This is a genomic window from Paenibacillus sp. 2KB_20, from assembly GCF_052115765.1.
GTDB lineage: Bacteria > Bacillota > Bacilli > Paenibacillales > Paenibacillaceae > Paenibacillus_AQ.
The window spans coordinates 563,124-587,213 of sequence record NZ_JBFRHH010000003.1; the positions used below are offsets into that span (position 1 = coordinate 563,124).

21 protein-coding genes are annotated in these 24,090 nt (G+C 50.2%); 1 reads left to right on the forward strand and 20 read right to left on the reverse strand.

The window, feature by feature from the left end:
* The 16 genes from AB4124_RS11960 to gpr form a co-directional block, all read right to left on the reverse strand.
* Positions 1–771 carry a 16S rRNA (uracil(1498)-N(3))-methyltransferase gene (locus tag AB4124_RS11960; RefSeq protein WP_076320577.1) on the reverse strand — a complete coding sequence of 257 codons (771 nt, stop codon included), beginning with the start codon at positions 769–771 and terminating at the stop codon, positions 1–3.
* An 80-nt stretch (positions 772–851) separates the two neighbouring features.
* Positions 852–1,535 carry a site-2 protease family protein gene (locus tag AB4124_RS11965; RefSeq protein WP_441972987.1) on the reverse strand — a complete coding sequence of 228 codons (684 nt, stop codon included), beginning with the start codon at positions 1,533–1,535 and terminating at the stop codon, positions 852–854.
* Between the two features lie 2 nt (positions 1,536–1,537).
* Positions 1,538–2,515, reverse strand: coding sequence for a 50S ribosomal protein L11 methyltransferase (gene prmA, locus AB4124_RS11970; RefSeq protein WP_076320575.1), 978 nt, complete (start codon positions 2,513–2,515; stop codon positions 1,538–1,540).
* A 299-nt stretch (positions 2,516–2,814) separates the two neighbouring features.
* Positions 2,815–3,015 (reverse strand): YfhD family protein, encoded by a 201-nt coding sequence (locus AB4124_RS11975; protein WP_009590798.1) that lies wholly within the window; start codon positions 3,013–3,015, stop codon positions 2,815–2,817.
* A gap of 49 nt (positions 3,016–3,064) precedes the next feature.
* Positions 3,065–3,436 carry a hypothetical protein gene (locus AB4124_RS11980; protein WP_076320574.1) on the reverse strand — a complete coding sequence of 124 codons (372 nt, stop codon included), beginning with the start codon at positions 3,434–3,436 and terminating at the stop codon, positions 3,065–3,067.
* A 224-nt stretch (positions 3,437–3,660) separates the two neighbouring features.
* On the reverse strand, positions 3,661–4,779 hold the full coding sequence (gene dnaJ / locus AB4124_RS11985) for a molecular chaperone DnaJ (RefSeq protein WP_098742700.1): 1,119 nt from the start codon (positions 4,777–4,779) through the stop codon (positions 3,661–3,663).
* 93 nt (positions 4,780–4,872) lie between these two features.
* On the reverse strand, positions 4,873–6,711 hold the full coding sequence (gene dnaK, locus AB4124_RS11990; RefSeq protein WP_076320572.1) for a molecular chaperone DnaK: 1,839 nt from the start codon (positions 6,709–6,711) through the stop codon (positions 4,873–4,875).
* A gap of 85 nt (positions 6,712–6,796) precedes the next feature.
* Positions 6,797–7,408, reverse strand: coding sequence for a nucleotide exchange factor GrpE (grpE, locus tag AB4124_RS11995; RefSeq protein ID WP_076320571.1), 612 nt, complete (start codon positions 7,406–7,408; stop codon positions 6,797–6,799).
* A 63-nt stretch (positions 7,409–7,471) separates the two neighbouring features.
* Complete coding sequence (locus AB4124_RS12000; RefSeq protein ID WP_076320570.1) at positions 7,472–9,013, reverse strand: TCP-1/cpn60 chaperonin family protein; 1,542 nt, start codon at positions 9,011–9,013, stop codon at positions 7,472–7,474.
* A 13-nt stretch (positions 9,014–9,026) separates the two neighbouring features.
* Entirely contained in the window at positions 9,027–10,061 is a 1,035-nt protein-coding gene (gene hrcA / locus AB4124_RS12005) for a heat-inducible transcriptional repressor HrcA (protein WP_076320569.1), read from the reverse strand.
* A gap of 108 nt (positions 10,062–10,169) precedes the next feature.
* Positions 10,170–10,631 carry an N-acetyltransferase gene (locus tag AB4124_RS12010; RefSeq protein WP_076320568.1) on the reverse strand — a complete coding sequence of 154 codons (462 nt, stop codon included), beginning with the start codon at positions 10,629–10,631 and terminating at the stop codon, positions 10,170–10,172.
* A 76-nt stretch (positions 10,632–10,707) separates the two neighbouring features.
* Complete coding sequence (gene hemW, locus AB4124_RS12015) at positions 10,708–11,874, reverse strand: radical SAM family heme chaperone HemW (protein ID WP_076320567.1); 1,167 nt, start codon at positions 11,872–11,874, stop codon at positions 10,708–10,710.
* A 572-nt stretch (positions 11,875–12,446) separates the two neighbouring features.
* The gene (lepA, locus tag AB4124_RS12020) at positions 12,447–14,264 is read right to left on the reverse strand and encodes a translation elongation factor 4 (protein ID WP_076320566.1); all 1,818 of its coding nucleotides are present in this window, start codon (positions 14,262–14,264) and stop codon (positions 12,447–12,449) included.
* Between the two features lie 88 nt (positions 14,265–14,352).
* On the reverse strand, positions 14,353–14,760 hold the full coding sequence (locus tag AB4124_RS12025; protein ID WP_372238773.1) for a hypothetical protein: 408 nt from the start codon (positions 14,758–14,760) through the stop codon (positions 14,353–14,355).
* A 58-nt stretch (positions 14,761–14,818) separates the two neighbouring features.
* Positions 14,819–16,186, reverse strand: a complete 1,368-nt coding sequence (locus AB4124_RS12030; RefSeq protein ID WP_441972993.1) for a stage II sporulation protein P — start codon at positions 16,184–16,186, stop codon at positions 14,819–14,821.
* Between the two features lie 166 nt (positions 16,187–16,352).
* On the reverse strand, positions 16,353–17,354 hold the full coding sequence (gene gpr, locus AB4124_RS12035; RefSeq protein ID WP_441972995.1) for a GPR endopeptidase: 1,002 nt from the start codon (positions 17,352–17,354) through the stop codon (positions 16,353–16,355).
* A gap of 162 nt (positions 17,355–17,516) precedes the next feature.
* Between gpr and rpsT the strand changes: the two genes are divergently transcribed.
* Positions 17,517–17,789 (forward strand): 30S ribosomal protein S20, encoded by a 273-nt coding sequence (gene rpsT, locus AB4124_RS12040; RefSeq protein WP_441972997.1) that lies wholly within the window; start codon positions 17,517–17,519, stop codon positions 17,787–17,789.
* Positions 17,790–18,019: 230 nt separating this feature from the next.
* Here rpsT and holA read toward each other — a convergent pair whose 3' ends face one another.
* The 4 genes from holA to AB4124_RS12060 all read right to left on the reverse strand — a co-directional run bounded on the left by holA (position 18,020) and on the right by AB4124_RS12060 (position 24,050).
* Complete coding sequence (holA, locus tag AB4124_RS12045; RefSeq protein ID WP_441972999.1) at positions 18,020–19,039, reverse strand: DNA polymerase III subunit delta; 1,020 nt, start codon at positions 19,037–19,039, stop codon at positions 18,020–18,022.
* A gap of 286 nt (positions 19,040–19,325) precedes the next feature.
* Positions 19,326–20,594 (reverse strand): zf-HC2 domain-containing protein, encoded by a 1,269-nt coding sequence (locus tag AB4124_RS12050; protein ID WP_441973001.1) that lies wholly within the window; start codon positions 20,592–20,594, stop codon positions 19,326–19,328.
* Positions 20,591–21,139 carry an RNA polymerase sigma factor gene (locus AB4124_RS12055; protein ID WP_036644490.1) on the reverse strand — a complete coding sequence of 183 codons (549 nt, stop codon included), beginning with the start codon at positions 21,137–21,139 and terminating at the stop codon, positions 20,591–20,593. The genes AB4124_RS12050 and AB4124_RS12055 overlap by 4 nt, the downstream gene beginning before the upstream one ends.
* A 187-nt stretch (positions 21,140–21,326) precedes the next feature.
* Entirely contained in the window at positions 21,327–24,050 is a 2,724-nt protein-coding gene (locus AB4124_RS12060; RefSeq protein ID WP_441973003.1) for a ComEC/Rec2 family competence protein, read from the reverse strand.
* Positions 24,051–24,090: the final 40 nt, after the last annotated feature.

Genomic DNA, 24,090 nt, shown 5'->3' on the forward strand with positions numbered 1-24,090 from the left:
TCAAACGCCCCCCATTTCTCCAGATTCATATAGTGTGCAGGCAAGCGCCGTCATGCCGGCAGTCTCGCAGCGAAGGATCCTCTTTCCAAGCCCAACGGATACGGCTCCTGCATCTTCGGCCGCTTGGCATTCCTCTTCCGTAAAGCCGCCCTCGGGTCCTACGACCAGCAGCAAGCTGGCCTTCTCGGCCGAATTCGGCAGCGCCTGCTCTACAAAAGGCTTCAGCACGTCCCTCAGCTGGGAGCCATGCTCTTTTTCATAACAAAAATATACGGCATCGTAGCCGGAAAATGCTGCAAGCAGATTTTTCCACGACAGAGGCTGTTCAACAGACGGTATCCGGTTACGATGCGCCTGTTCAGCCGCCTCCTTCGCAATCTTGCGCCAGCGTTCCAGCCGTTTTCCTTCCTTCTTGGCATCGTACTGAACAATCGTTCTGTCCGATAGGAAGGGCACAAAGGACACCGCGCCAATCTCGGTGCACTTTTGGATGACGGTCTCCATCTTATCGCCTTTCGGCAAACTCTGAGCGATGCTCACTTGCAGACGCGGTTCCTGCGTCATCTCCATGGGTTCAATCACAACGGCGATGACACTGGCCGCTTCGATGCTCTCAATCTCCACCATGGCTTCGCGGGATTCCCCATCGCTTACAATCAATTTATCACCAAGTCTGCCTCGCATGACCTTGGTAATATGACGGGCGTCATCGCCCGTAATCTCAACACGGTCTCCCTCGAATTGTGCGGGAGTGACAAAATATCGCTGCATCTTTATCCTCACCTAACTCCAAAATCGCCAAACCCCATCATACAACTTTTCGTGCAAACTGACCAGAGAAATCCGCGCCATTATCCCCCGAACATCTTAATGAACAGATTCAAAAAGTCGATGGATAATGCATGCGCTGCATCATATAATGGCTTAATCGTATATCTCTGAAAGGTTGGCAGCAATATGATCAACAGAAAAATAAGTATCGACCACTGCTCGAACTTCTGAATCCTCGCACTGACGCGCGGAGGAAGCACATTCTCAAGAATCCGGTAGCCGTCAAGCGGTGGTAACGGAATCAGATTAAAGAGGAACAGAAAGAAATTGAGAAGTATGAAGGTATTGAAAAACAAATGTATCGCTTGATCTGTTTTGGTGACGCCAATCGGCTCGATCACACCGAACTGATAGAGTCCCGCATAGATCAGCGTTCCAAGTATACCTAACATAAGATTGCTCAGCGGACCAACCGCCGCCACAATGATACTCATTCGGCGGGGGTTGCTAAAGTTCTCGCGATTGATCGGTACCGGCCGTGCCCAGCCGAAACCCGCTATCAGCAAGAGAATAATCCCCATAAAATCAAAATGCACCGCCGGATTCAGCGTGACCCTTCCCAGCAGCTTGGCCGTTGGGTCTCCGAATTTATTCGCAAAATAGGCATGCGAAAACTCATGCACGGTAAAGGCAATGATTAAAGCAATCAAATAAAATGGAAGTTGTTCCAGCGGATAGAATAACAGTCGATCCAAAAAATCCATAATCAGTTCTTCCTCGCCACGAAGGCAACCCAATCATCCTCGCGGCAGATGTCGGCAATTTCGAAACCGGAGGCAATCAGCGCCTTCTCCACGATCTCTTCTTTGTTCTTGTAAATGCCCGAGGCGATATAAGCGCCTCCCGGCTTGAGAGCCTGGTATACATCGTCGACAAACAACAGGATGACCTCAGCCAAAATGTTAGCCACTACAACTTGTACCGGCAGCGTCACGCCCAGATCCGATTGATCGGACGAATGGGTGAGTACCGAGAGCAGATCGCTTTCCTTCACCGTAATCCGATCTTCCAAGCCGTTAAGACGGGTATTCTCTATTGCACTGGATACAGCAACCGGATCCAGATCGAGAGCCAGTATCCGTGAAGCTCCCAGATGCGCTGCGCCGATGGAAAGAATACCTGAGCCTGTCCCAACATCTATGACTTCCTCTCCGCCCTTGATCACCATCTCCAGTGTGCGCAAGCATAACGAAGTTGTCGGATGCGTTCCTGTGCCGAATGCCATGCCCGGGTCCAGCTCAATAATCGATTCTTGATCGGATTCCGGCGTATACTCTTCCCATGTCGGCTTGATCGTTAACCGCTCGGACACGCGGATCGGTTTGAAATACTGCTTCCAGGCCGTTGCCCATTCATTCTCATCAACCGTCTTCATCTCATACCTGACTTCGCCTGTATCAATCCCAAATTCCTTCAGTTCATTCACGCGTGGCGCTATCTCATCACGGATCGCTTCTAAGGTGACCGTCTCATCAAAATAACCTTTAATAACGGCTTGACCTTCAGGAATATCATTAAAAGGAACGATCTCATCAAACCACTGTCCAAGGGATGTGTCCCGCTTCTTGTTCGTCGTACCGGATTCTTCAATCGAAACGCCTCCGGCTCCCGCTTCATGCAGGAAATTCGTAATCATCTCCACGGCTTCCTCCGTGGTATGTATCGTTAATTCATGCCATAACATGTGCTACTGTTCCTCCTCATTCATACATAAATATTATTGTACTATATAGAGGACCCCGGATACAAAGTTTGTACTAAAATACCATGATGACTTTTCTTACAAGTCGATCGAATACGAAAAACGTTATCAACGTACTCTCTCCAGATGACTGACCACATATGGCAGAAATTTTTGTTGCGAAATAAGAACGATAAGCCTCCAAAGTTTATACTTTCTTATGTCTTCAAAAAAAGCCCTGCTTACCACCTCCGTAACAAGAAAGGTAAGAGGACTCCTTCATCACTTGATAATCATAATGATCAATCTACATTTTTACTGGTTTCATCGAGAATTTTCTTCAATTGGCGTTCATCCGCTGCCTCGCTTCTGCGCAGCGCCTCCACATCATCGTGGTCGGCTTCCATAGCCGAAAACTCGACATCCTCCGCCTTAGCGGATTGAAGCGCAATCATCTTTTCGGTTTTGCTCGAGATTTTCCCTTTTTTTACGCGTCTCATCATGTGTGCTATTCTCCTTTCCGTATAAACGATCAGAGCTGTGCCTATAACCTCAAATCATGCCGCCGGATTCTTCGATTAACCGCATAGCTTGCGGGAATACGCCTTCGTCCAATACCACCGTCAGCAAAATATCCCGGCCCTCGGTTCCGTCCTGTCCGCCGCTACTCATCCCGCTGGCTGATGGATCCGCCGCCCCCAGGATTCCGGCCCCCGGCCCCGAAATATCCGCATTTAAGGTCAGCGTTGTTAAGCTTGCAATATTACCTGTCAACGGATTCATCGGATTGTTAAGCTCCCCGCCGGGATCCGCGCTAAACCGGTCGATGGACATATCGGCAACGCGCAGCGACTGCAATTTACGGGCTGCATGCTGGGCTTCTTCCGGACTTTTGAAATACGCCAAAATATTTTTCTCTGCCACTTCATTTCACCTGCATTTCCTATTCAAGATTGCATCTTCCAAAGATGGAGCTTCCCTAGCTTGCTTCATCATTAAGTGTTTTATTCTTGAGAAACGGGCCTGTTTAAGCTGGCAGACACTCCAGCAGCTCCCAGAAACAAAAAAACAGCAGGCCAAAGGTTGATCACCTTTAGCCTGCTGCTGTTCTTTATGCTATGAGGGGAGTTTAGCCCCATAAGTTTGTATTAGTCACCGCGGAATGCTTTTTTTACACGGTCAAAAAAAGACTGTTCCTGTTCATGGGTCTGTTCGCCATCAAGTGAAGCAAACTGTCGAAGCAGCTCTTTCTGTTCATCACTCAGCTTGCTTGGCGTAACGACCACAACCTTGACGTGCTGGTCACCCTGTCCCATGCCGCGGAGTCGAGGCACTCCTTTGCCTTTCAGGCGGAAGAAGGTACCCGTCTGCGTGCCGGCCGGGATCTTCAGCTTCACTCTCTCCGTCAACGTCGGGATTTCAATCTCGTCGCCAAGCGCAGCCTGAGCAAAGGTAAGCGGCACTTCGCAATAAATGTCGTCCCCTTCGCGTTCGAAGAAGTCATGCGGCTTCACGCGGATTACGATATACAAGTCACCGGCCGGGCCGCCGCGGAAGCCGCCTTCGCCTTCACCTGTCATACGAAGTTGAGCTCCGTCGTCCACACCCGCAGGCACGCGAACATGAATCTTGCGCTGCTTCTTCACTTTACCGTTGCCGTTACAGGTCGAGCAGCGGTCTTTGATGATCTTCCCTGTTCCGTTACAGTTCGAACAAGCGCGACGGTTTACCATCCGTCCAAACGGCGTATTCTGCACGACTTCTTGCTGTCCGCTGCCGTTACATACCGAACATGTGTGCGGCTGCGTGCCCGGCTTCGCCCCGGAACCGTGACAGGTATCACATGTCTCCGTTCTCGGAATGGTAATATCCGTTTCCTTACCGAATACCGCTTCCTTAAATTCAACTGTCATCGTGTATTGCAGATCGTTCCCCCGCTGAGGCGCATTCGGATCACGGCGTCCATTACCGCCAAAGAACATATCAAATATATCTCCAAAACCGCCGAAATCACCGGAGAAACCGCCTCCGCCCATGCCTTGGTTCGGATCGATATGTCCGTACTGGTCATAAGTCGAACGTTTCTGACCATCGCTCAATACGTCGTAAGCCTCTTTCACTTCCTTGAATTTGGCTTCCGCGTCAGCCGCTTTGTTCACGTCCGGATGATATTGGCGAGCCATTTTACGGTACGCCTTCTTGATCTCATCGTCCGATGCATCCTTGCCGACACCGAGCACCTCATAATAATCACGCTTATCAGCCACGGTTTCACCCCAATCTCTTTATTACTCTTTTACATAAGGAAAGCCAAAGTGCGAAGATGCGCAGCTTTGACCTTCCCATACAATCTATTCAGATTAACCTTTGTTTTTATCTTCGTCAACAACCTCGTAATCTGCATCTACGACATTGTCTTTATTAGCCGCACCGGAGTCGGCACCTTCAGCACCCTGCTGCTCTTGTGCTGCTTGCTCATACAGCTTCACGGACAGCTGCTGTACGATTTGAGTCAGCTCCTCTACCGAAGCGTTAATCTCTTCGAGGTTATCGGATTCAAGGGCCTTCTTCACTTTGTCTTTTGCTTCGTTCGCTTTTTCCACTTCGGAAGCATCAACTTTGTCGCCCAGATCCTTGAGTGTTTTCTCGGTTGTGTATACGAGTTGGTCCGCATTGTTGCGAGCCTCTACCAGCTCTTTGCGTTTACGGTCTTCTTCGGCATGAAGCTCGGCGTCCTTCATCATTTGTTCAACTTCAGCGTCGCTCAAGCCGCTGGAGGACGTGATTGTGATCTTCTGGCTCTTGCCTGTACCTTTATCTGTCGCCGAAACGTTTACGATCCCGTTCGCATCGATATCGAAGGTAACTTCGATTTGCGGTACGCCACGTGGTGCTGGAGGAATATCTCCAAGCATGAAGCGTCCCAGCGTTTTGTTGCCGGCAGCCATTTCGCGCTCACCTTGCAGCACGTGAATTTCAACGCTCGGCTGGTTATCGGCATACGTGGAGAATACTTGGGATTTGCTTGTTGGAATCGTGGTGTTACGGTCGATCATTTTGGTGAATACGCCGCCTGCTGTCTCGATACCGAGGGACAACGGAGTTACGTCGAGCAATACGACGTCTTTAACGTCACCTGTCAATACGCCGGCTTGAACAGCTGCACCAAGCGCAACCACTTCGTCAGGATTTACGCCTTTATGAGGCTCTTTGCCTGTCAATTTCTTAATCGCTTCCTGTACGGCAGGAATACGAGTGGAACCACCGACAAGAACGATTTTATGAATATCGTTAGCTGTCAAACCTGCATCGCTAAGCGCTTGACGAGTCGGTCCAAGCGTACGCTCTACAAGAGAAGCAGACAATTCTTCGAATTTAGCACGAGTCAGGTTGAGCTCAAGATGCTGAGGCACGCCGTCAGCAACGGTGATGAACGGCAAAGAAATCGTGGTAGTCAGTACGCCGGACAATTCCTTTTTCGCTTTTTCCGCAGCGTCTTTCAGACGTTGAACCGCTGCTTTGTCTTTGCTCAAATCAATGCCTTGCTCTTTTTTGAATTCGGCTACCATATAGTCAATGATGACCTGGTCAAAATCGTCACCGCCGAGTTTGTTATCACCGCTGGTTGCTTTTACTTCGAAGAAGCCATCGCCGAGTTCCAGAATGGAAACGTCGAATGTACCGCCGCCCAGGTCATATACCAGAATGGTCTGGTCTTCGGATTTCTCCATACCGTATGCCAAAGCTGCTGCTGTCGGCTCGTTTACGATACGCAGAACCTCAAGACCCGCGATTTTACCGGCATCCTTGGTCGCTTGACGCTGGCTGTCATTAAAGTATGCAGGAACCGTAATAACCGCCTGGGTTACAGGTTGGCCCAGGTAAGCTTCCGCATCGGATTTCAGCTTTTGCAGAATGATGGCGGAGATTTCTTGCGGCGTATAATCTTTGCCGTCGATGGATTCTTTATGATTCGTACCCATATGACGCTTGATGGAGATAATGGTACGATCCGGGTTTGTGATCGCTTGACGTTTTGCTGTATCCCCAACGACACGCTCGCCGTCTTTCTTAAATCCGACAACGGATGGGGTCGTACGGGCGCCCTCCGGATTCGGGATAACTACTGCTTCCCCACCCTCCATTACGGCTACGCAAGAGTTGGTTGTTCCTAAGTCGATACCAATAACTTTGCTCATGTAAAATTTTCCTCCTTATTCATTCACACGAATCCTCGCATGATCTTCATCAATTTTTATATGATAAACGACTATCGAAAGTCGCTTACATGCTCACTTTAACCATCGCAGGTCTCAATACTTTGTCTTTTAGCATATACCCCTTCTGCACTTCCTCAACTACGATGCCTTCCTCGTATTCATCGCTCTCCACCTGCATGATCGCTTGGTGATACTCCGGATTAAACGGCTCGCCTACGCTCTTCATCGCCGTTAAACCTTCGGTAGCGAGAACAGATTCCAACTGGCGGAAGATCATGTTAACTCCCTTGGAGAAAGATTCAAACTCCGGGTTTTCCTCGGATGCCTGAAGCGCACGCTCAAAGTTATCGATGACAGGCAGAAGCTCTGTAATCAGTTTGGAAGAAGCGTATTTGCCCAGATCTTCTTTCTCCTTCTGTGTACGACGACGGAAGTTATCGAAATCCGCTTGTACTCGCAGGGTACGCTGCTGGTGCTCCAGCACCTCGGCCTGAAGTTTCTCAAGCTCAGCTGAACCTGCATCATCCGCCGAATCCGTTACAGGAATCTCCTGTTCGGGATTTACGGCTTCCTCCGCAGACCCACTCTCACCCGAGTTTGGCGTGTTCTCCAAAGTTTCTTCCATCGTTTCTTCTGTAACTGTATCTTGAACGGCATCCTTATGCTCATTATTCAAGACGCCTTCACCTCCTTCATATTCTAAAACAGACTGTCTGTGATTCATTTTATCCCGTAAGGGTTATTCGCCTATTTCTTTCATCTTGATGACGTGATGAATCCGCAGCACGGCTGCAGCAACTTCGCCGGCTGCTCGCAGGCCATGAAGTTTAACCGGAGCCGGATCCAGCACGCCCAGCTCCTCGTAATCAACAACCCGGCCGCTGTCGCAATCAATGCCCATGCAATCAGAGTCTGCACGGATTTGCGCAGCACGCACTTCTTCCATCTTCTCGAGCGGATTGTAACCGGCATTGAGAAGTATCTGCGACATCGGCTTGCGCAGCGCGGCCGAAACGGCTTCCATACCGAAGGCTTCCATGCCTTTCTGAGCCTCCCGGATCCGTTCCAATTCGTAGGACACCGCGAGTTCGCTTGTCCCGCCGCCTGGAAGTACCCCGCCGGAAACGGCAGCCTGCAGTGCCGAGGCCGCATCTCCCGCAATTCTGGCCGCCTCGCCTACGACTTCCGAAGTGCTTGCCCCAACAATGACCGTCACAATACGTTCCCGGTCCTGGCTGCCGCAGGCCAGCCGGATTTTCTCAATGCCTTCATCGTAAGCGACACGCGGGGTATCACCCAGAAGGGCTGCAAGCTCCTTCGAGTCTTTATGTAACGCCTTCCGGCGTATGGGAGTAGCTCCCGTCATGTCGCTTACCCGGCGAAGATCCGCACGTGACACGCGCGGCACAACCATCATGCCGTGATCCAGGCAAAACTGCTCTGCATCCGGATGGATGCCTTTTTCAAGCAGGATGAGTTTTACGGACAGTTCGGACAATCTCTCTAAATCGGAAGCGAACACTTTTCGGAGGTCCATATATTGGGCAAATCCGGCTTCGGTTGTGAGCGCCTCTTCATCGATCTCATCTGGTTCCAGGGAATCAAAGAGCACCAACACTTTTGCATCGTCATACGACTTGGACTCCCGGGCGAAGATCGGCCGCTGCCGGAGCAGAACCCCCTCGAACACTTCATTCTCGGCATTCTCCAGAGCAATTATACTGTCTGCGAGCGAGTAGGAAGGATCCTGAAGACGGGTGATTCCGGCTTTCCGCGCGGCTTGCATAATCAGCTCCACGATGTCCTTCCGTTCACGCCCAGCAACGTACACCGTCCGTTCCAGAAGCGGATCATCCAATCCGTCAATCAGCCGAACCCGCTTTGTTAAGAGCTGCATCGACTTCTCGATCCCCTGACGCAGCCCCTCCACCACCTTGGAAGCAGGGACCCCGCGGGTTATGCGGGAGACCCCTTCCTGCACGAGTGCGCCTGCAAGTACGGTAGCCGTTGTGGTTCCGTCGCCGATTTTCTCCTGCTGCGCTCTTGCCACCTGAATGAGCAGGCGCGCTGCCGGGTGGGTGACATCCATTTTATCCAGAATCGTAACCCCATCATTGGTAATGACCACTTCGCCACGGGGACCCACCAGCATCACGTCGAGCCCCTTGGGACCAAGCGTGCCTTCAACAGCGGACGTGACGGCCCGGACGGCATTACTGTTGTTCAATAGCGTAGAATAACGCTCATCTCCGTCCACTTGGCTATGTTGTCCTTGGCTCATCTGTCTCACTCCTTTACTTGTACCAGTGTGACAGCAGCTTCGTCAGGTCATGGGATAACACATTCAAGATGCCGATCACCCGTGCATATTCCATTCTTGTAGGACCGAGAATACCAATCGAACCGAGCGCTTTTCCGTCTATTGAATAAGTCGCTGTGATCAAACTGCAATTGGAAATCGCCTCATGCGTATTCTCCGTACCGATCTTCACTTGGACACCATGCTCACCGGGAGCGGGGGCCATGAGCTTCAACAGTGCGGGTGTCTGCTCCAGAAGCTCGAAGATTTCCCTTACCTTATCAACATCCTTGAACTCCGGCTGATTCAGCATGTGGGTCGTGCCGCTGAGATATATGCCGCGATGGTCCGGTTCATTGTTAAGGGCGATATCCAGCATACTCATGAGATCTTCATAATGTGAAATATGCCGCTGCATTTCCTCGCCAATCTCCGTATACAAACGGGTCTTGAGTTTATATAGAGGCACATTGACCAGCTTCTTGTTCAGAAGATTTACCACTTGCTCCAGATCCGAAACGGACACACCCTGCGGAATCGAAACAATTTTGTTCTCGACTTGCCCTGTGCTGGTGACGATGATGGCTACCGCTTGATCCTCATGGAGAGGAAGAAGCTGGAAATGACGCAAAGACGTATGAAAAACTTCCGGTCCCAGCAGGATGGAAGTATAATTAGTCATCTGAGACAGAATGCTCGCTGTATGCTGTATCATCTGCTCCATCACGTTCAGCTTTTCTGCAAAAAAGGATTTCATCATATGCAGTTCCGCAGGGTTCAAGGAAAACGACGACGTGAGATGATCAACATAATAACGATATCCTTTATGTGACGGAATTCGTCCAGCTGATGTATGAGGCTGCTCCAGAAATCCGAGTTCCTCCAGATCAGCCATCTCGTTTCGAATGGTTGCCGGACTGTATCCGACATCCCCGCGTTTGGAAATGCTTCTTGAACCAACCGGTTCGGCAGAACGGATATAGTCATCCACAATGGCATTCAAAATCATGCGTTGACGATCTGTTAACATGTCGCTCCCCTCCTTGCTGACTGCTTATTTTCTCTTTCGTTAGCACTCATCGTCATCGAGTGCTAACCGATATAACAAAAATACCAAACCGACCTGAGGATTGTCAAGTCAGTTCAGTACTTTAAGAACAGCTATTTCGTCACAAGCATGCTGCTTCTTGCAGTGAACGCAGTCGGTCCACACCTTCTCCGGAAAAATCTCCTTCTCCACGACGGCAAAACCGTTTTTGATGAAAAAGGATACTTCATACGTCAAGGCCATCACTTTCGGAAGCTCACGGCGTTTCGCTTCCTCCAGAAGGGAATCCACGAGCATGGAGCCGATCCCTTGCCCTTTATAACCATCAGAGATGCCGAGTGAACGAATCTCCACCAAATCATTTCCCAGCTGACACAAGGAACCGCAGCCGATCACGTTCCCTTCGGATTCGGCCACAACGAATTCCCCGATTTGTTTCTCCAACACTTTTTTGGACCGGGGCAGCATAATCCCCTGTTCCGCATATCCCTGAATCATCTGATACAGCGGCTCGACATCTTCTAACTTCGCCTTTCTGCATACCGCCGACATGGTTGTCCGTCTCCCCTTTACACGCTCCGTCATGTTATGAATAAATATACAACAGAGCGCATATAAGTTCAATAGATTAATTTGCCGTCAAACTGCCTATAAATTCAGCGAACACATCGTTGCCGAACAGAATGCCTTTACTGCTCAGTTTATATCCGTCCTCCGTAGAATCAAGAAGTCCCGCACTCACCATTTTATTCAGCGGCCCGGCGAATACTTCTTCCATGGAAGTTCCGAATTGCTGCCGGAACCGGCTGCGCGAAACGCCATCCAGCACGCGGAGCCCGACCATAAGGAAATCCTCCATCGCTTCTTCCCTTGATACCTCAAAGCTCTCCAATCGCGGAAGTCCTTGATTCGCTGCTTCATTATATGGGTTGACGCCTTTGATGTTCACATGGCGCTGACGACCGACGTATCCGTGCGCTCCCGCGCCCAAGCCATAATAATCCTCGTTGCGCCAATACGTCATGTTATGCCGGCTCTCAAAGCCGGGTTTGGCAAAATTACTGATCTCATACTGTTTATATCCGGCAGCCTGCATCCGCTCCATTAATAGAAGATACATATTCAGCTCATCCTCCTCATCCGGAAGCGGCAGCTGGTTTCGCTGGTACATCGTATGGAACAGCGTATTTTCTTCAACCTTTAAGCTGTAGATTGAATAATGCGGAAGTCCAAGCTCTAGCGCCTTATCCACGCTTTCCGCAAGCATGTCCAAGGTTTGATTCGGGAGCCCGAACATCAAATCGATGGACATGTTTTCAAAGCCTGCTCTTCTGGCATTCTCGAGACTTCGATACACGTCATCCGTATCATGAATCCGGCCGATGCCGGTCAACAAGCTGTTCTGGAACGCCTGCACCCCGAAGCTGATCCGGTTCACGCCGCCTTCGCGCATCACGGACAGTTTCTCCAAATCCGTGGTGCCGGGATTCGCTTCCATCGAAAATTCAATACGATCGGACCATTCCGGAAAATGACGCTTCACGCTTTGCAAGAAGTATTCCATTTCATTTGGCTTCAGCACCGTAGGGGTCCCGCCGCCTACAAAAATGCTTTTGATTCGTCCCGGCGAGTTGGCCTGAACGGTTAGCTCCATCTCCTTATCCAGCGCGCGCAGATAATCCATCACCGGCTGATCCTTCAACACATAGGAATTGAAGTCGCAGTAAAAACATTTATTGGTACAAAACGGAATGTGAATGTACACTGCTTCCGTCCGTTGATCGTTTGCCTTCATTCTTTTCTTGCCCCCTCATGTACACCTCTGGCATGACTTACTTTAAGTGCGAGTTCAAAAAGTCAGGTTTTCAGCACCGAAGCTTATGCTTCCGATGTGCGTTTTTTCAAAACGCTTTAGTTGGATGAAGCTAGGGACTGAGGAGCGGAGCTGAACGTTTTCATGAGAAAACGGCTTCGGAAGCATAAGCTTGCAAAACCTACGTGAGCACCGGAAGGCCCGGCTGAATTCAATATTCGATGTCGATTAAGCTTCATGTGCTGCTTCGTGTTAGATATAGAATTTATACGTTATCAGCAGAGCTGATGAAATTCTATATCGCAAGAAAGCCTACCTTTGAATCGCGGTCGCTCATCCTTGAACTGACATCGATCAGGTTTTCTTATCAAAAGATGACTTTTTGAACAACCTCTTTAAGTAACTTCATGGAAGTTCCTTCTCTACTATAACGCTATGCCTCTTGGAATGAAAGAAAGGAAAGCCGAGAATCGGCTTTCCCATCATTTACTAAGGCTATACACGTAGGACCAGTCCAGCCCATTAACTAGTGGGCCTGCCATTCCTATGCAAAATTACTTGTCGTCAATTTTCAATACCGCCATGAAAGCTTCCTGCGGCACTTCAACGCTGCCGACTTGTTTCATCCGTTTCTTACCTTCCTTCTGCTTCTCAAGGAGTTTCCGTTTACGGGAGATGTCACCGCCGTAACACTTGGCAAGAACGTTTTTACGCATCGCTTTAACCGTTTCACGGGCCACAACCTTGGTCCCAACGGAAGCTTGAATCGGCACTTCGAACATTTGACGAGGAATCAGCTCGCGCAGCTTCTCGCAAATCAACCGTCCGCGGTGATAGGCACGGTCCTTGTGCACGATAAAGGACAAGGCATCCACTTGCTCGGCATTAAGCAAAATATCCATTTTGACCAGGTTGGATCGACGGTACCCGGATAGCTCGTAATCAAATGAAGCATATCCTTTGGTGCTCGATTTCAACTGGTCGAAGAAATCATACACGATTTCCGACAACGGAATTTCATAGGTAATGGTGACGCGCGTTGTGTCCAGGTATTCCATATTCACGAATTCGCCGCGTTTATTTTGGCAGAGTTCCATGATCGCTCCAACATAATCGTTCGGAACGATAATACCTGCTTTAACATAAGGCTCTTCAACATAATCGACCTTGCCGACCTCAGGATAATGAGACGGGTTATCGATCTGGATCTGCTCCCCGTTTGTCAGCGTAATGCGGTAAATAACGCTCGGTGCCGTTGTAATCAGCGGTATATTAAACTCGCGTTCAATCCGCTCCTGGATGACATCCATGTGCAGCAGGCCTAGGAATCCGCAACGGAAACCGAATCCGAGCGCGCTGGATGTCTCTGGCTCAAAACTGAGCGATGCATCATTAAGCTGCAGCTTCTCGAGCGCTTCGCGCAGATCATTGTAGTCTGACGTCTCGATTGGATACAGACCACAGAATACCATCGGGTTGATTTTGCGGTAACCCGGAAGCGGCTCGGCCGTCGGACGCTTGGCATCCGTTACCGTATCACCGACCTGCGTATCGCCAACACTCTTCATGCCAGCCACGATGAAACCGACATCGCCAACATTAAGCTCGTCCACGATGGACATGCGCGGCTTAAACGCCCCCACCTCAATAACCTCGAAGGTTTTGCCGGTAGCCATCATCTTGATCTTGGAACCGGCTTTGATACTTCCGTCAAGAACGCGCACATATACGATGACACCTTTGTAAGGATCATAATGGGAGTCGAAAATCAGCGCTTTCAGGGGTGCTTCCGAATCGCCTGTTGGAGCAGGTACTTTCTGGACCACCTGCTCCAGAATTTCCTTGATTCCGATACCCGCCTTGGCGGAAGCTAATACGGCATCGCTGGCATCCAGTCCGATGACATCCTCAACTTCCTGCTTCACCCGCTCGGGATCGGCGCTTGGCAGGTCAATTTTGTTAATGACAGGCAGAATTTCAAGATTGTTATCCAGTGCCAAATATACGTTGGCCAACGTCTGCGCTTCAATTCCCTGTGCAGCATCAACGACGAGCAGCGCGCCTTCACAAGCAGCCAGGCTTCGAGATACCTCATACGTAAAGTCGACGTGCCCTGGAGTATCAATCAGGTTCAATATATACTCCTCACCGTCATCGGCTTTGTAATTCAGGCGAACCGCCTGCAGCTTGATGGTAATCCCGCGCTCTCTCTCCAGATCCATCTGATCCAGTACCTGCTCTTGCATTTCACGCGAAGTTAATGCACCCGTAAATTCCAATATACGGTCAGCAAGCGTCGATTTCCCATGGTCTATATGTGCAATGATACAGAAATTACGAATTTTTTGTTGTCTTGCTTGTACGTCTGTCATGCCTAACCCCCAACAACCACCAGATGTTTGAATCAACTTATTATACCAGTTGAGGGGATGCACAGCAATGCTGAGAATAAAGGTGAATTTATTCCGCGATCGATCCGAACATCGACACGACCCAGCGTATGCTTTTGTCAGACAGCTGTTGGAGCAGTCCTGCCGTCTTGTCTGCAAGGACATCGGCAGGCGGTTGCGAGCGTTCGGGAAGCAGGATGTCGCTAGGCGTAGGCTCATATTCAGGTAGTGTCTTACGAGCATCTTGTTCTAGAACAACGGACTCTGATAAGGGAGGGGTCTTGCGTGTCCCTCCCCATCCATTCCCTTGGGCAGCTCCGCCTTGCGGATTCTGAGCATGGTCTTGCTGCACAGTTTGCACGGCGCCTGTACCGTCTGTCGATACGGGCGCCTTTGCCCCGCCAAGCTGCATGCCGACCAATATGCCGATGCCTGTCCATATGATAAGAGCCACAAACCGTTTTCCCATTCTTGACATCACAGAGTCCCTCCCTGATTTACCTGCTCACTCTTGCTCCATCGTTGCCGCCGAAATGTTAGCCTGCTTTGGCTGCTGTGCCTTTTTTGCTTCCGCCCTTGGTTTCCGCGGAAACGGACTGCTTCTTCGTTTGATCATTGTCTTTTTTCACACTGGCTTTCTCCACCTCTTGCTCCTGCCAGTACACATCTGCAATAATGTCCGCCAACGCTTCAGCTGTCCGCTGCAATTCTTCCTTCGTATTATCGATGCCGCCGATTTCGATCAGGATGCTGTTCGGCGACAGGGATTGATTATATTCCCCGTTCCCTTGATCCGCTGATTTACCCCACACTCCCCGAGACACCCCGGGATAGGACTGTTCCAGCTTGGCATTGATTTTGCTTGCAAACGCCTCGTTCTGTCTCCAATTCTCGTTCGCATGTCCGATGATGAAGTAAACCTTGGCATAGTTGACGCCGTTTACGGTTGCTGTCGTTTTGTTATACCGCTGCGAATCCCGATGGATATCGATCAGATAGTTAATGCCGTCGTTCTGGGACATGGCCTCCATGACCATCTGACGCGAGTATTTATAAGAAAAGTTGTAATTATACCCTTCAATGGTAGATTGATAGTCACTTTGATCATGCAGGGTGCCAATCCCGTTGGCTTCAAGTCTTTTGCTCAGCAAACTGCCTACCAGCATGACGTTCTTGCTCGGGGATACCGCCCCCGGATTATCGGAAGGATGTGTCAGCAGCGGGTTATATGCTTCCTGCGGGTGTGAATGATAGATGAGAACGGCTTTCTTTCCATTCGTAGACTTTCCATCCTTGGAGGTGCTTCCAGGATCGTTCTTACTGCCGGGCTCGTCCTCCGTGCCCTGACCCGGGACATCCTCACCATTATCCTCATTGCCGATATCTCCCCGACCGCCTTGCGGCGGCTCTTCTCCGGCATCAGCAGGATCGCTCTCTGCCTGCCCCTCCGCGGGATCCGGCCGGTAATCCGCCGGTGCCTCCCCATCCTCGTTACCGGACCCATGAGACAGCTGTACCGGTTGATTTGCTTTCATGCCAGGCAGTTCCCCTGCAAGAAGGCTTTTTGGATCCCTCGGGTTCACACTCGTCAGCAGTTCAAAGACGAAGGTCGACATTTTCTCGCCGGAGAAGCTTGAGGTCTCTTTGGAAGCCGTCATATGCGGCATCTCCATGCCGATCATATCAATGAAAAAATGGCTGGATAACGAAGCGGCCAATCCTTTCATTGATGATACGGGCGAGGAATTCATCCGCTGTTCCGCCATCCCTCCGAGCCCTAGTAAAATAAAAAATATAAGAGAACCTAGCATTAGTATAATGAGCGTTCGACCCATGCTCAGACCTTCCATAACCTTCCGTTTCAGTCTGGCAATATTCCAGATGCGAAACTTGCGATTGTTCATAACGATGCCCTCCTCGGTTCGCCGGGAGCTATTTCGGCCATCATTCCGCCGTTCCCGCGACTTGTGTAATCTCTTATATTTCAAATCTATGAACCGGGGAGAATCGATAGAACTAGATCCATGAAAAATATAAAAGCTCCGATAGATTCGGAGCTTTCATGCTGGGTTAGTGCGTGTACGCACCTACATTGCCGGGATCCACAGCCTCATGCAGCGCTGCGTTCAGGCCGGTTGCCACGATATTGGCGATGTCCTCTATAAATTCGTCAATCTCCTTGGGCGTTACGATAAGGTCATGGCCCAGCGGCTCCAGAACCTCCTTCACCAGTGCGAGGCGATCACCTTCGGGTATATCATGGAGCATGCCCATAATTTTGCCCGTCTCCGGCGCACCTTCGCCAAAATGAGATTTCATGAGCTCAATGGCGTTATTAACGATGGTGGAAGCATAGCAGACGGTCGGAACTCCGATCGCAATGCAGGGGACCCCGAGAATTTCCTGCGTCAATCCCTTGCGCTTATTGCCAACGCCAGAACCGGGGTGGATTCCGATATCCGCAATCTGGATGGTCGTATTCACCCGTTCCAGCGAGCGCGAAGCCAGAGCGTCAATAGCGATGATCAGTTCGGGACGGGTTTGCTCCACGATGCCCTGAACCGTTTCGCTCGATTCAATGCCTGTCAGACCGAGAACGCCTGGCGCTACGGCACTAACCTGTCGATAGCCTGGCGCCACCCGATCCGGCATAAGCTCGAAAAACTGTCGGGTTACCATCACGTTCTCCACCACCAGCGGTCCCAGGGAATCCGGCGTCACGTTCCAGTTGCCGAGCCCGACAATGAGCACGCTTGCATTGGGTCCGATCCCGATCCGGGACATGAATGCCTCAAACTCACGAGCGAAGACAACAGATACTTGATCCTGAAGCCCCGTATCCCCCTTGCGAAGATCGGGTACCTCCAACGTGACGTAATGGCCCTGTACTCTTCCAATTTGCTTAGAGGCTGCATCGTTCTCCACGTCCAGCCTTGTAATCTTGATTCCGTCCTCCTGCACCACATCCTCCATCACACCAGGAATGGGCGCGCCCCCTTTGCCTCCCGCCAGTTCTCTTGATTCCACCGCCAGGTCCGTTCGGACCGAGTATTTTTGCAGATCCAGATCCATAGAAATTCACACTCCTCCTCATATTGCTAGTAGTGTGCGAGAGTATGGGAGAGATTATGCAGAAGTCCGAATGAGTATTGCTTTTTGTCCACCCCCATGCTAAAATATTTTAAGTTGTGAATCATTTCGCTCTATTGAAATGCCTTACAGGAGGTGAATGTAATGCCAAACATTAAATCCGCGATTAAACGTGTAAAGACAAATGATAAACGCCACGCGCTTAACATTTCTCAAAAATCCGCGCTTCGCACAGCTGTTAAAACTGCTGACATAGCGTTGAACGGTACAGAAATCGAAGCTGCTAAAGTTGCTTTCCAGGCTGCTTCCAAGAAGCTTGATAAAGCTGTAACAAAGGGCCTGATCCATAAGAACGCAGCTGCCCGCAAGAAGTCCCGTCTGGCGAAAAGACTGAACGCTCTTACGTCGCAAGCGTAAGTAACGTTTGTTGAATACGACATGGAAAAAGCCCTGAACAGTTCACACTGCTCAGGGCTTTTTGTAGCACGTTGATCAACGTGCTCTTCTCGGCAGTCAACCACATATAACGGATTTTTTTTTGCAAGATCAGGTGGGTAAGCCTCTGAAGTTCATGCTTTCTGATCTCTAAACAAAAAGAGCGTACGACTGCTCCCGCGGCCGTACGCTCTTAACTTGTTGCGGGTGTGTTAAGCCCCAAGCCGCAGCAAAAACAATTCGATGCCGAGCACCTTATCCACGGCCCCGGTCTTCATCTGGTAATCCAGATTCGCCAGATGGTTCAGAATGCCTTCAAGGCGTGCTGTCTCAAACTTGCGGGCTTGCTCGCCCGCAATCTTCACCGCATAGGGATGCAATCCGATCTGGGAAGCAATTTGCTGCTGCGAGTAGCTCTGGGTAGATAGAGTCTTCACCTGCAGAATAATCCGGAACTGTCTGGTGATGAGCGCCGCAATCTTGATCGGCTCCTCGCGCTGCTTCAGCAGCTCATAATAGATTCCGAGCGCCTTGTCCAATCGGAGATTCGCAATATCCTCTACAAGCGCAAACACATTCTGTTCCGTGCTGCGCGCCACCAGCATATCCACGGTTGCGACATCAATCACTCCGCCGGCACCAGCATATAAACACAGCTTTTCGATCTCACCTGATAATGCCTGAAGACTGGTTCCCGCATTTCGCACGATCGCTTCCGCCGCACCTTCTCGCAGCGTGCAGTTTCCGTTCTTCACCTGCTTGTCCACCCAGCGAAGCAGATCCTCCCCGCCCAAAGGCATAAAGGACAAGGCAACCCCTGATTTCTTAACTGCCCTGACTACCTTTTTGCGTTCATCCAGCTTTTCTTGTCCAACCATAAAGACAATCACACTATAATCAGCGGGATTGGTCAAATAATCCAGCAAAGCCTCTGGACGATGATCCACTTTCCCGTTATCTTTTGCTGCGGTAAAAAAAGCCGTGTCCCTGACCATGATCAATTTTTTCTGAACCATAAATGGAACCGTCTCCGCTTCTTCAATGACGGTTTGAATCGGAACCTCCCCTAAATCCATATGAACAAGCGCAAAATCACGGTCTTCTTTTGGGATCAGCTGGGCTTCCAGAAATTCAGCGAATTCCTTCATTTGAAATTTCTCGCTGCCATACAACAAATAGACGGCAGACACATCTCCCTGCTTAACCGCCTTGGCCGCCGCTTTGGCATCCATCGGCGTCCCCCCTTTCTACTCTGTACACTATACCAAAAAAGAGTGCCTGAATGCGATAGACGACAAGCATAAAAATGAAATCATCCACACGAAAACAAAGAGACCTCGGCTTGGCAGCGGCAAGGTCCCTTCGTCCCAACACATCTATATAAACGCCGGCAAGTATGCTCTAGAAACACCTCGCCGTCGGTCATACGACGGTAGTTGGTATAATGCTCTCTCTAATATATAGTGTATTCATATCTCCCGGCATTGGTGCACCGATTGTATATATCTCTGAATATTTCTATTGTTTAGGCTGCTTCTGCCCCGTAGTCGCCGGAGGCTGAGACTTCTCAATGGAATAGACGGATTCAACCAATTCGTTATTCGTCTGCACCTTGTACTTAAACGTTAAGCCGTCCTCTGACCATTGACCGGATACCCAGCTTCCGCCGAGCGGAATCGTCTCAACCGTTTCAACCGCCTCAGGCGAGGTTTGGCTTCCCGATGGCAGGCGATAGATAATCAGATGGTCGGCCTCCAGCGAAGCTCGGTAGAGGCCGTCCGGGGACGACCACTGTTCCGGTACCTTCACCAGTCCTTGGTACGATCCGGTTGACCTGTCGGATGATTCGGTGCTTCCCGTGCCTGCATCACCGGAAGGATCGCTAATTGGAGGCAGCATCTCTGACGTGGCATCCGCCGAATCCGTAGGTGAAGTCTGGATATCCATGGTTTCGGATTTCTGCTCAGGTTCACTGGCCGGAGGGTCAGACGGACTTATAGTATCGTTGTTTGATCCCTCATTGTTGCTCTTTGCAGGTTGGTCTGATGTTTGAGGTTCCCCTTCATCCTTCTTCTGGACCGAATTATCGGGTGCTGTAACATCTTTCTTGGTGCCGTTAGCCCCATCCGATGGTTCCGGCGTTGCCTTCGTTTCATTCGGAGCAGACTTAGAATTGGCTTCCGATGACGATTCCGAAGGCGAACTCCGCAGATTTGCGGATGGATCGCTTCCCTCATCCGATGCGCCACCCGTCTCCGTGCCGCCTTCGGCGGCAAACGGCTGAGCGATTTCCTGACTCTGCGTTGCTGCCGAGTCGTCATTCGCCCCGGCACTGGTCGTGCTTGCCTCTTCGTATGGAATCTCCGCATCGGATAGCATCTTCGGTTCATTATTTAAAATAGCTACGCTAAAAATAAGTACAGCGGCAGCGGCACCGATAGCCGTTCTTCCGCCAACCGTGCTCCACCAGCTTCCCGCACGTCGCGGACGCCGCATTTCCGGCATCATTTCGGCGGGCTCCTGGCTTTTCACGGCTGGAGGTACGACAAGGTTCTGGCGTTCACGGTCAATGGCATCCAGTCTAGGCATGATAGCGTCTACCAGACTGACAGGCGGGGTTACGGCCGGGAGATCCTCAAGCTCTCTGTTCAATGATTTCAATATATTAAAGGTCTCCGCACACATGGGGCACACGGCAATATGCTGATACATTTCGGCCGTCTCCTCCGAAGTGAGATCCCGGTCCAAATACCGGTGCATACGTTCCACCACCTCTTGGCAATTCATCCTGATACACCACCTTTCTGATGCTCTTGGAGCATATTCTGCAGCTGCTGCCTGGCCCTGAACAAATAGGATTTCACCGTATTGAGCGGGAGGTTCAGACAATCAGCAATTTCGTTGTAGGATAGATCCTGCAAATACCTTAAGACAATGACCGTGCGATGATGATCCGGCAGTTGATTAATGGCTTCCTGAATATCCTGAGCCAGATATCCCGACATCACTTCCCGTTCTACATCGAGATTATCCCGAAACACCAGATCATGTTCATCGATGGAAACCGTCGGCTTGGTCCTGCGGAATTTATCAATGCATATGTTGGTGACAATCCGCTGGACCCAAGTTTTGAACTGAGCCTTCTCCTCGTAGGAGTTAATCTTCGTATATACACGTATAAGTGCTTCCTGGGCTGCATCCATAGCATCCTGTTCATTGTTTAAAATGTAATAAGCAGTTCGGTAAACATGTTGCTCAATTTCTCGCAATAGGGTGATTAGAGCGTCGCGATCGCCCGATTGAGCGGCTCTTATGAGTCCCTGCTCCACCACAGTGGATCCCCCTCTCCCTGCATACATACAGACGGATAGAATTAAAAAAATGTTGCAGTATGTAACCTATTATTTTTTTAGGAAACTTCATCTAACTATACCAAATATAAAGATTATAGTCACCGCTGCATTTTCCTATAAAAGATCATACTACGAATCTATGTCCAAAGGACAGCTGGCTGTTTTTTCATGGAAGCTTCGTACGCGTTTCAATATGTCCATCCTTGATCCTCATCTGGATTTCACCGTGAAGGTTGGTCTGATAGATGAGCGTCGAGGAACGTTCCAACCGTCCGACCACATCCGGATGAGGGTGGCCGTACATATTGTTGACGCCAGCGGAAATAACCGCTGCCTTCGGCTTCCATGCATTCAGCCATAGCGCGGATGTCGAGGTTTTGCTTCCATGATGGGCAACTTTCATGACATCGATCCGGTTTTCGGCAGCAGCGCTCCGTGAAACGAAATCATCCTGTGAAGAACGTTCCTCCAGGTGCAGCAATATATTATGTTCGGCAGCTTGGTCCGTGTCACCCGTAAATAAGAACCGGCTGCCGTTCATCTGAAGGACAAATACTAGTGAAGCATGATTCTGCTCCTTAATCAACGGTAATGGTTTTATGATTTCTCCACTTTCTGGGAAGATAGGCGCTAAAAATTGGATTTGCGTATGACTGTCAAGCTTCCATACTTCCCGATCCACTCCAGCCTCGTAAATGGGAATGCGCTGCTGAACGGCGGTTAACATCAGTTTCCGGAAGGAAGCGGAGTCGGTCAAGGTCCCGTTGAATACAACCGATTTTACGGGGATTTCCTGCAAAACAGCCTGGAAGCCGCCGATATGATCCTGGTCTCCATGGGACATGATGACAGCCTCAAGCTGGTGCACGCCCCGTTTTTTCAGCAATGGAACCACCACTTTCGCTCCCACCTCATACGGAGACTTTCGTTCTTTCCAAGTATCCTTTTCCTTACGAAAATTCACCGTGCCACCACCGTCAATGAGAATATGCTTGCCCTCAGGTGTTGTTACCAGTATCGAATCTCCTTGTCCTACATCCAGGAATTGCACCAGTCCCGCTCCGTGCATGGACGGAGATTGATAGCCGCCGTACAGTAAAAGACCCAAAGCCCCAGACAGCAGGACGGTCGCGGATCTCGTTGCATAGCGTTCGATATAATCACTGGCGCGAAGAAAACCTCTCCATCGTAACGCACCGGCCCATCGATCCACAAGCGGAAACATGCCGGTCGCTCTAGACGAGCTTCCTCTACGATCCAAGGGTATCCGTCCTTCCAACGGAACTGTATCATCGGACCCGCTTCGCTCTCCTTCGCGATTTTCGGAACTCTTTTTCAAAATGGACAGCAATGCATACAGAAGAACAAAATAACACAGAATCCAGGCTATCGACGGGGATGGCCACAATGTCATAAACACGGATGAACCATTCATCCATTCAACGATTCGGAACGTCATTTGGTTTAACCATTCCGTTACAGCTGCCAGCCAGCCGGCTCCTCGCATCCACACCCACCCCATCAGCAAAGACACCATTCCTAGCGGAAGAACGACAAGGCTAATGACTGGAACCAGGAGCATGTTGGCGAAAACAGAAATCAGCGACACCTGGTTGAAATAATAAATGGTAAGAGGAAAGGAGATCAGCTGCGCTACGACCGTGACTCCAACGGTTCCCGCAAGCCAGCGGGGCAAAAATGTCAGCAGCGGCATCAGCTTCGGCACGAATATCATCAAGCCCGCAGTCACGATGAATGACAATTGAAAGCTGACGTTAACGAGAAAATACGGGTTCCACAGCAGCATGGCGAGCACGGCAACACTCAGAATATGCAGTCCATCCTTCAAAAGCCGACGCCGTGCGGCATACAAACCGATCATCCCCATGATGCCGGCACGGACGATAGAAGGGCTTGCCCCGGTAAGCAGGACGTAGACGGGAATCAGCCACATGACCACCGTCAGCGAGGTCTCCCTCGTCATTCGAAGGGTGTTGCATATGAATAAAAGACATCCTACGACAACAGCCACATGCATGCCCGATATCGCAAGAATATGAGTCAATCCCAGCCGCGAGAACTCCATAAATGTATCGGGATCCAGATCATCCCGATTGCCAATGACAAGTCCCTTCATATAACCCGCGTGGATTCCGCCGTACAATTCATCCAGCTTGCCCCCAAGCTTATGGCGAACGGCATCCGTCCATCTTAGAATATGACTTAAATTCCAGCTGTCAGGCGGAGTGACCCCCGCTTGTTCAGAACCTTTCACTTTAATCATCCAATGAATTTTCTGGGTTCGCAAATATTGAGCATAATCAAATCCGTCAAAATTACGGGCTTCTCCAGGTTTTTGCAACTCTCCCTTCAGTTGTATGCGGTCCCCGCGCTGCCATCGGTTAACCCTCTCCAACTCCCTTTTGTCCAGCAGTTTTACTTGAACCCTAACGATATCATCTGTCTTCAGCATGGTCCCGTTATCCGGATTCGCTTGTTTTTGAGGCGCTGGAGGCTTTGCTAGCGTGAGATCAGCTTCATGCAGGACAACATTAAAATCCGCGCGGTCACCGTCCACTTCTATAGGGGATGTGATTACACCAAACGCTGTAACCGGAACGGTGTCCGTCGATGACTCCCCGGAGAGAAACGACTCGAAATCACTTACATTTGCCCCATCATGCCATTCCCAGTAAGTGCCCGACACGCACAAGGAGAACAACATGCAGAGTGTAAAAAGACGCCCTGCCCCCGCCCAATGACATACAGCAAGCAGTATGAGAATCAGCCCGGCTGCAATCAAAGCCAGCCCCCATCCATCGTACAGGCATGCAGCACTGCTGCCGATTACCCATAACACGGTAAACACAAGTAACGGCCTTCGCCTCATGATTTGAACAATCCCTTCATCATTAAATAAAAAAAGAACC

Excerpts from the sequence above, each read along its gene's own strand:
- rpsT (WP_441972997.1), top strand. The coding sequence starts at position 17,517 with ATGCCAAACATTAAATCCGCGATTAAACGTGTAAAGACAAATGATAAA.
- AB4124_RS12010 (WP_076320568.1), bottom strand. The coding sequence starts at position 10,631 with ATGTCGGCGGTATGCAGAAAGGCGAAGTTAGAAGATGTCGAGCCGCTG.
- lepA (WP_076320566.1), bottom strand. The coding sequence starts at position 14,264 with ATGACAGACGTACAAGCAAGACAACAAAAAATTCGTAATTTCTGTATC.
- hemW (WP_076320567.1), bottom strand. The coding sequence starts at position 11,874 with ATGAAGGCAAACGATCAACGGACGGAAGCAGTGTACATTCACATTCCG.
- AB4124_RS12050 (WP_441973001.1), bottom strand. The coding sequence starts at position 20,594 with ATGAATTGCCAAGAGGTGGTGGAACGTATGCACCGGTATTTGGACCGG.
- AB4124_RS11965 (WP_441972987.1), bottom strand. The coding sequence starts at position 1,535 with ATGGATTTTTTGGATCGACTGTTATTCTATCCGCTGGAACAACTTCCA.
- holA (WP_441972999.1), bottom strand. The coding sequence starts at position 19,039 with ATGGATGCCAAAGCGGCGGCCAAGGCGGTTAAGCAGGGAGATGTGTCT.
- prmA (WP_076320575.1), bottom strand. The coding sequence starts at position 2,515 with ATGTTATGGCATGAATTAACGATACATACCACGGAGGAAGCCGTGGAG.
- AB4124_RS11975 (WP_009590798.1), bottom strand. The coding sequence starts at position 3,015 with ATGATGAGACGCGTAAAAAAAGGGAAAATCTCGAGCAAAACCGAAAAG.
- AB4124_RS12060 (WP_441973003.1), bottom strand. The coding sequence starts at position 24,050 with ATGAGGCGAAGGCCGTTACTTGTGTTTACCGTGTTATGGGTAATCGGC.
- dnaK (WP_076320572.1), bottom strand. The coding sequence starts at position 6,711 with ATGAGCAAAGTTATTGGTATCGACTTAGGAACAACCAACTCTTGCGTA.
- AB4124_RS12030 (WP_441972993.1), bottom strand. The coding sequence starts at position 16,186 with ATGAACAATCGCAAGTTTCGCATCTGGAATATTGCCAGACTGAAACGG.
- AB4124_RS12025 (WP_372238773.1), bottom strand. The coding sequence starts at position 14,760 with ATGTCAAGAATGGGAAAACGGTTTGTGGCTCTTATCATATGGACAGGC.
- gpr (WP_441972995.1), bottom strand. The coding sequence starts at position 17,354 with ATGGATCTGGATCTGCAAAAATACTCGGTCCGAACGGACCTGGCGGTG.
- AB4124_RS12000 (WP_076320570.1), bottom strand. The coding sequence starts at position 9,013 with ATGAGCCAAGGACAACATAGCCAAGTGGACGGAGATGAGCGTTATTCT.
- AB4124_RS11960 (WP_076320577.1), bottom strand. The coding sequence starts at position 771 with ATGCAGCGATATTTTGTCACTCCCGCACAATTCGAGGGAGACCGTGTT.
- hrcA (WP_076320569.1), bottom strand. The coding sequence starts at position 10,061 with ATGTTAACAGATCGTCAACGCATGATTTTGAATGCCATTGTGGATGAC.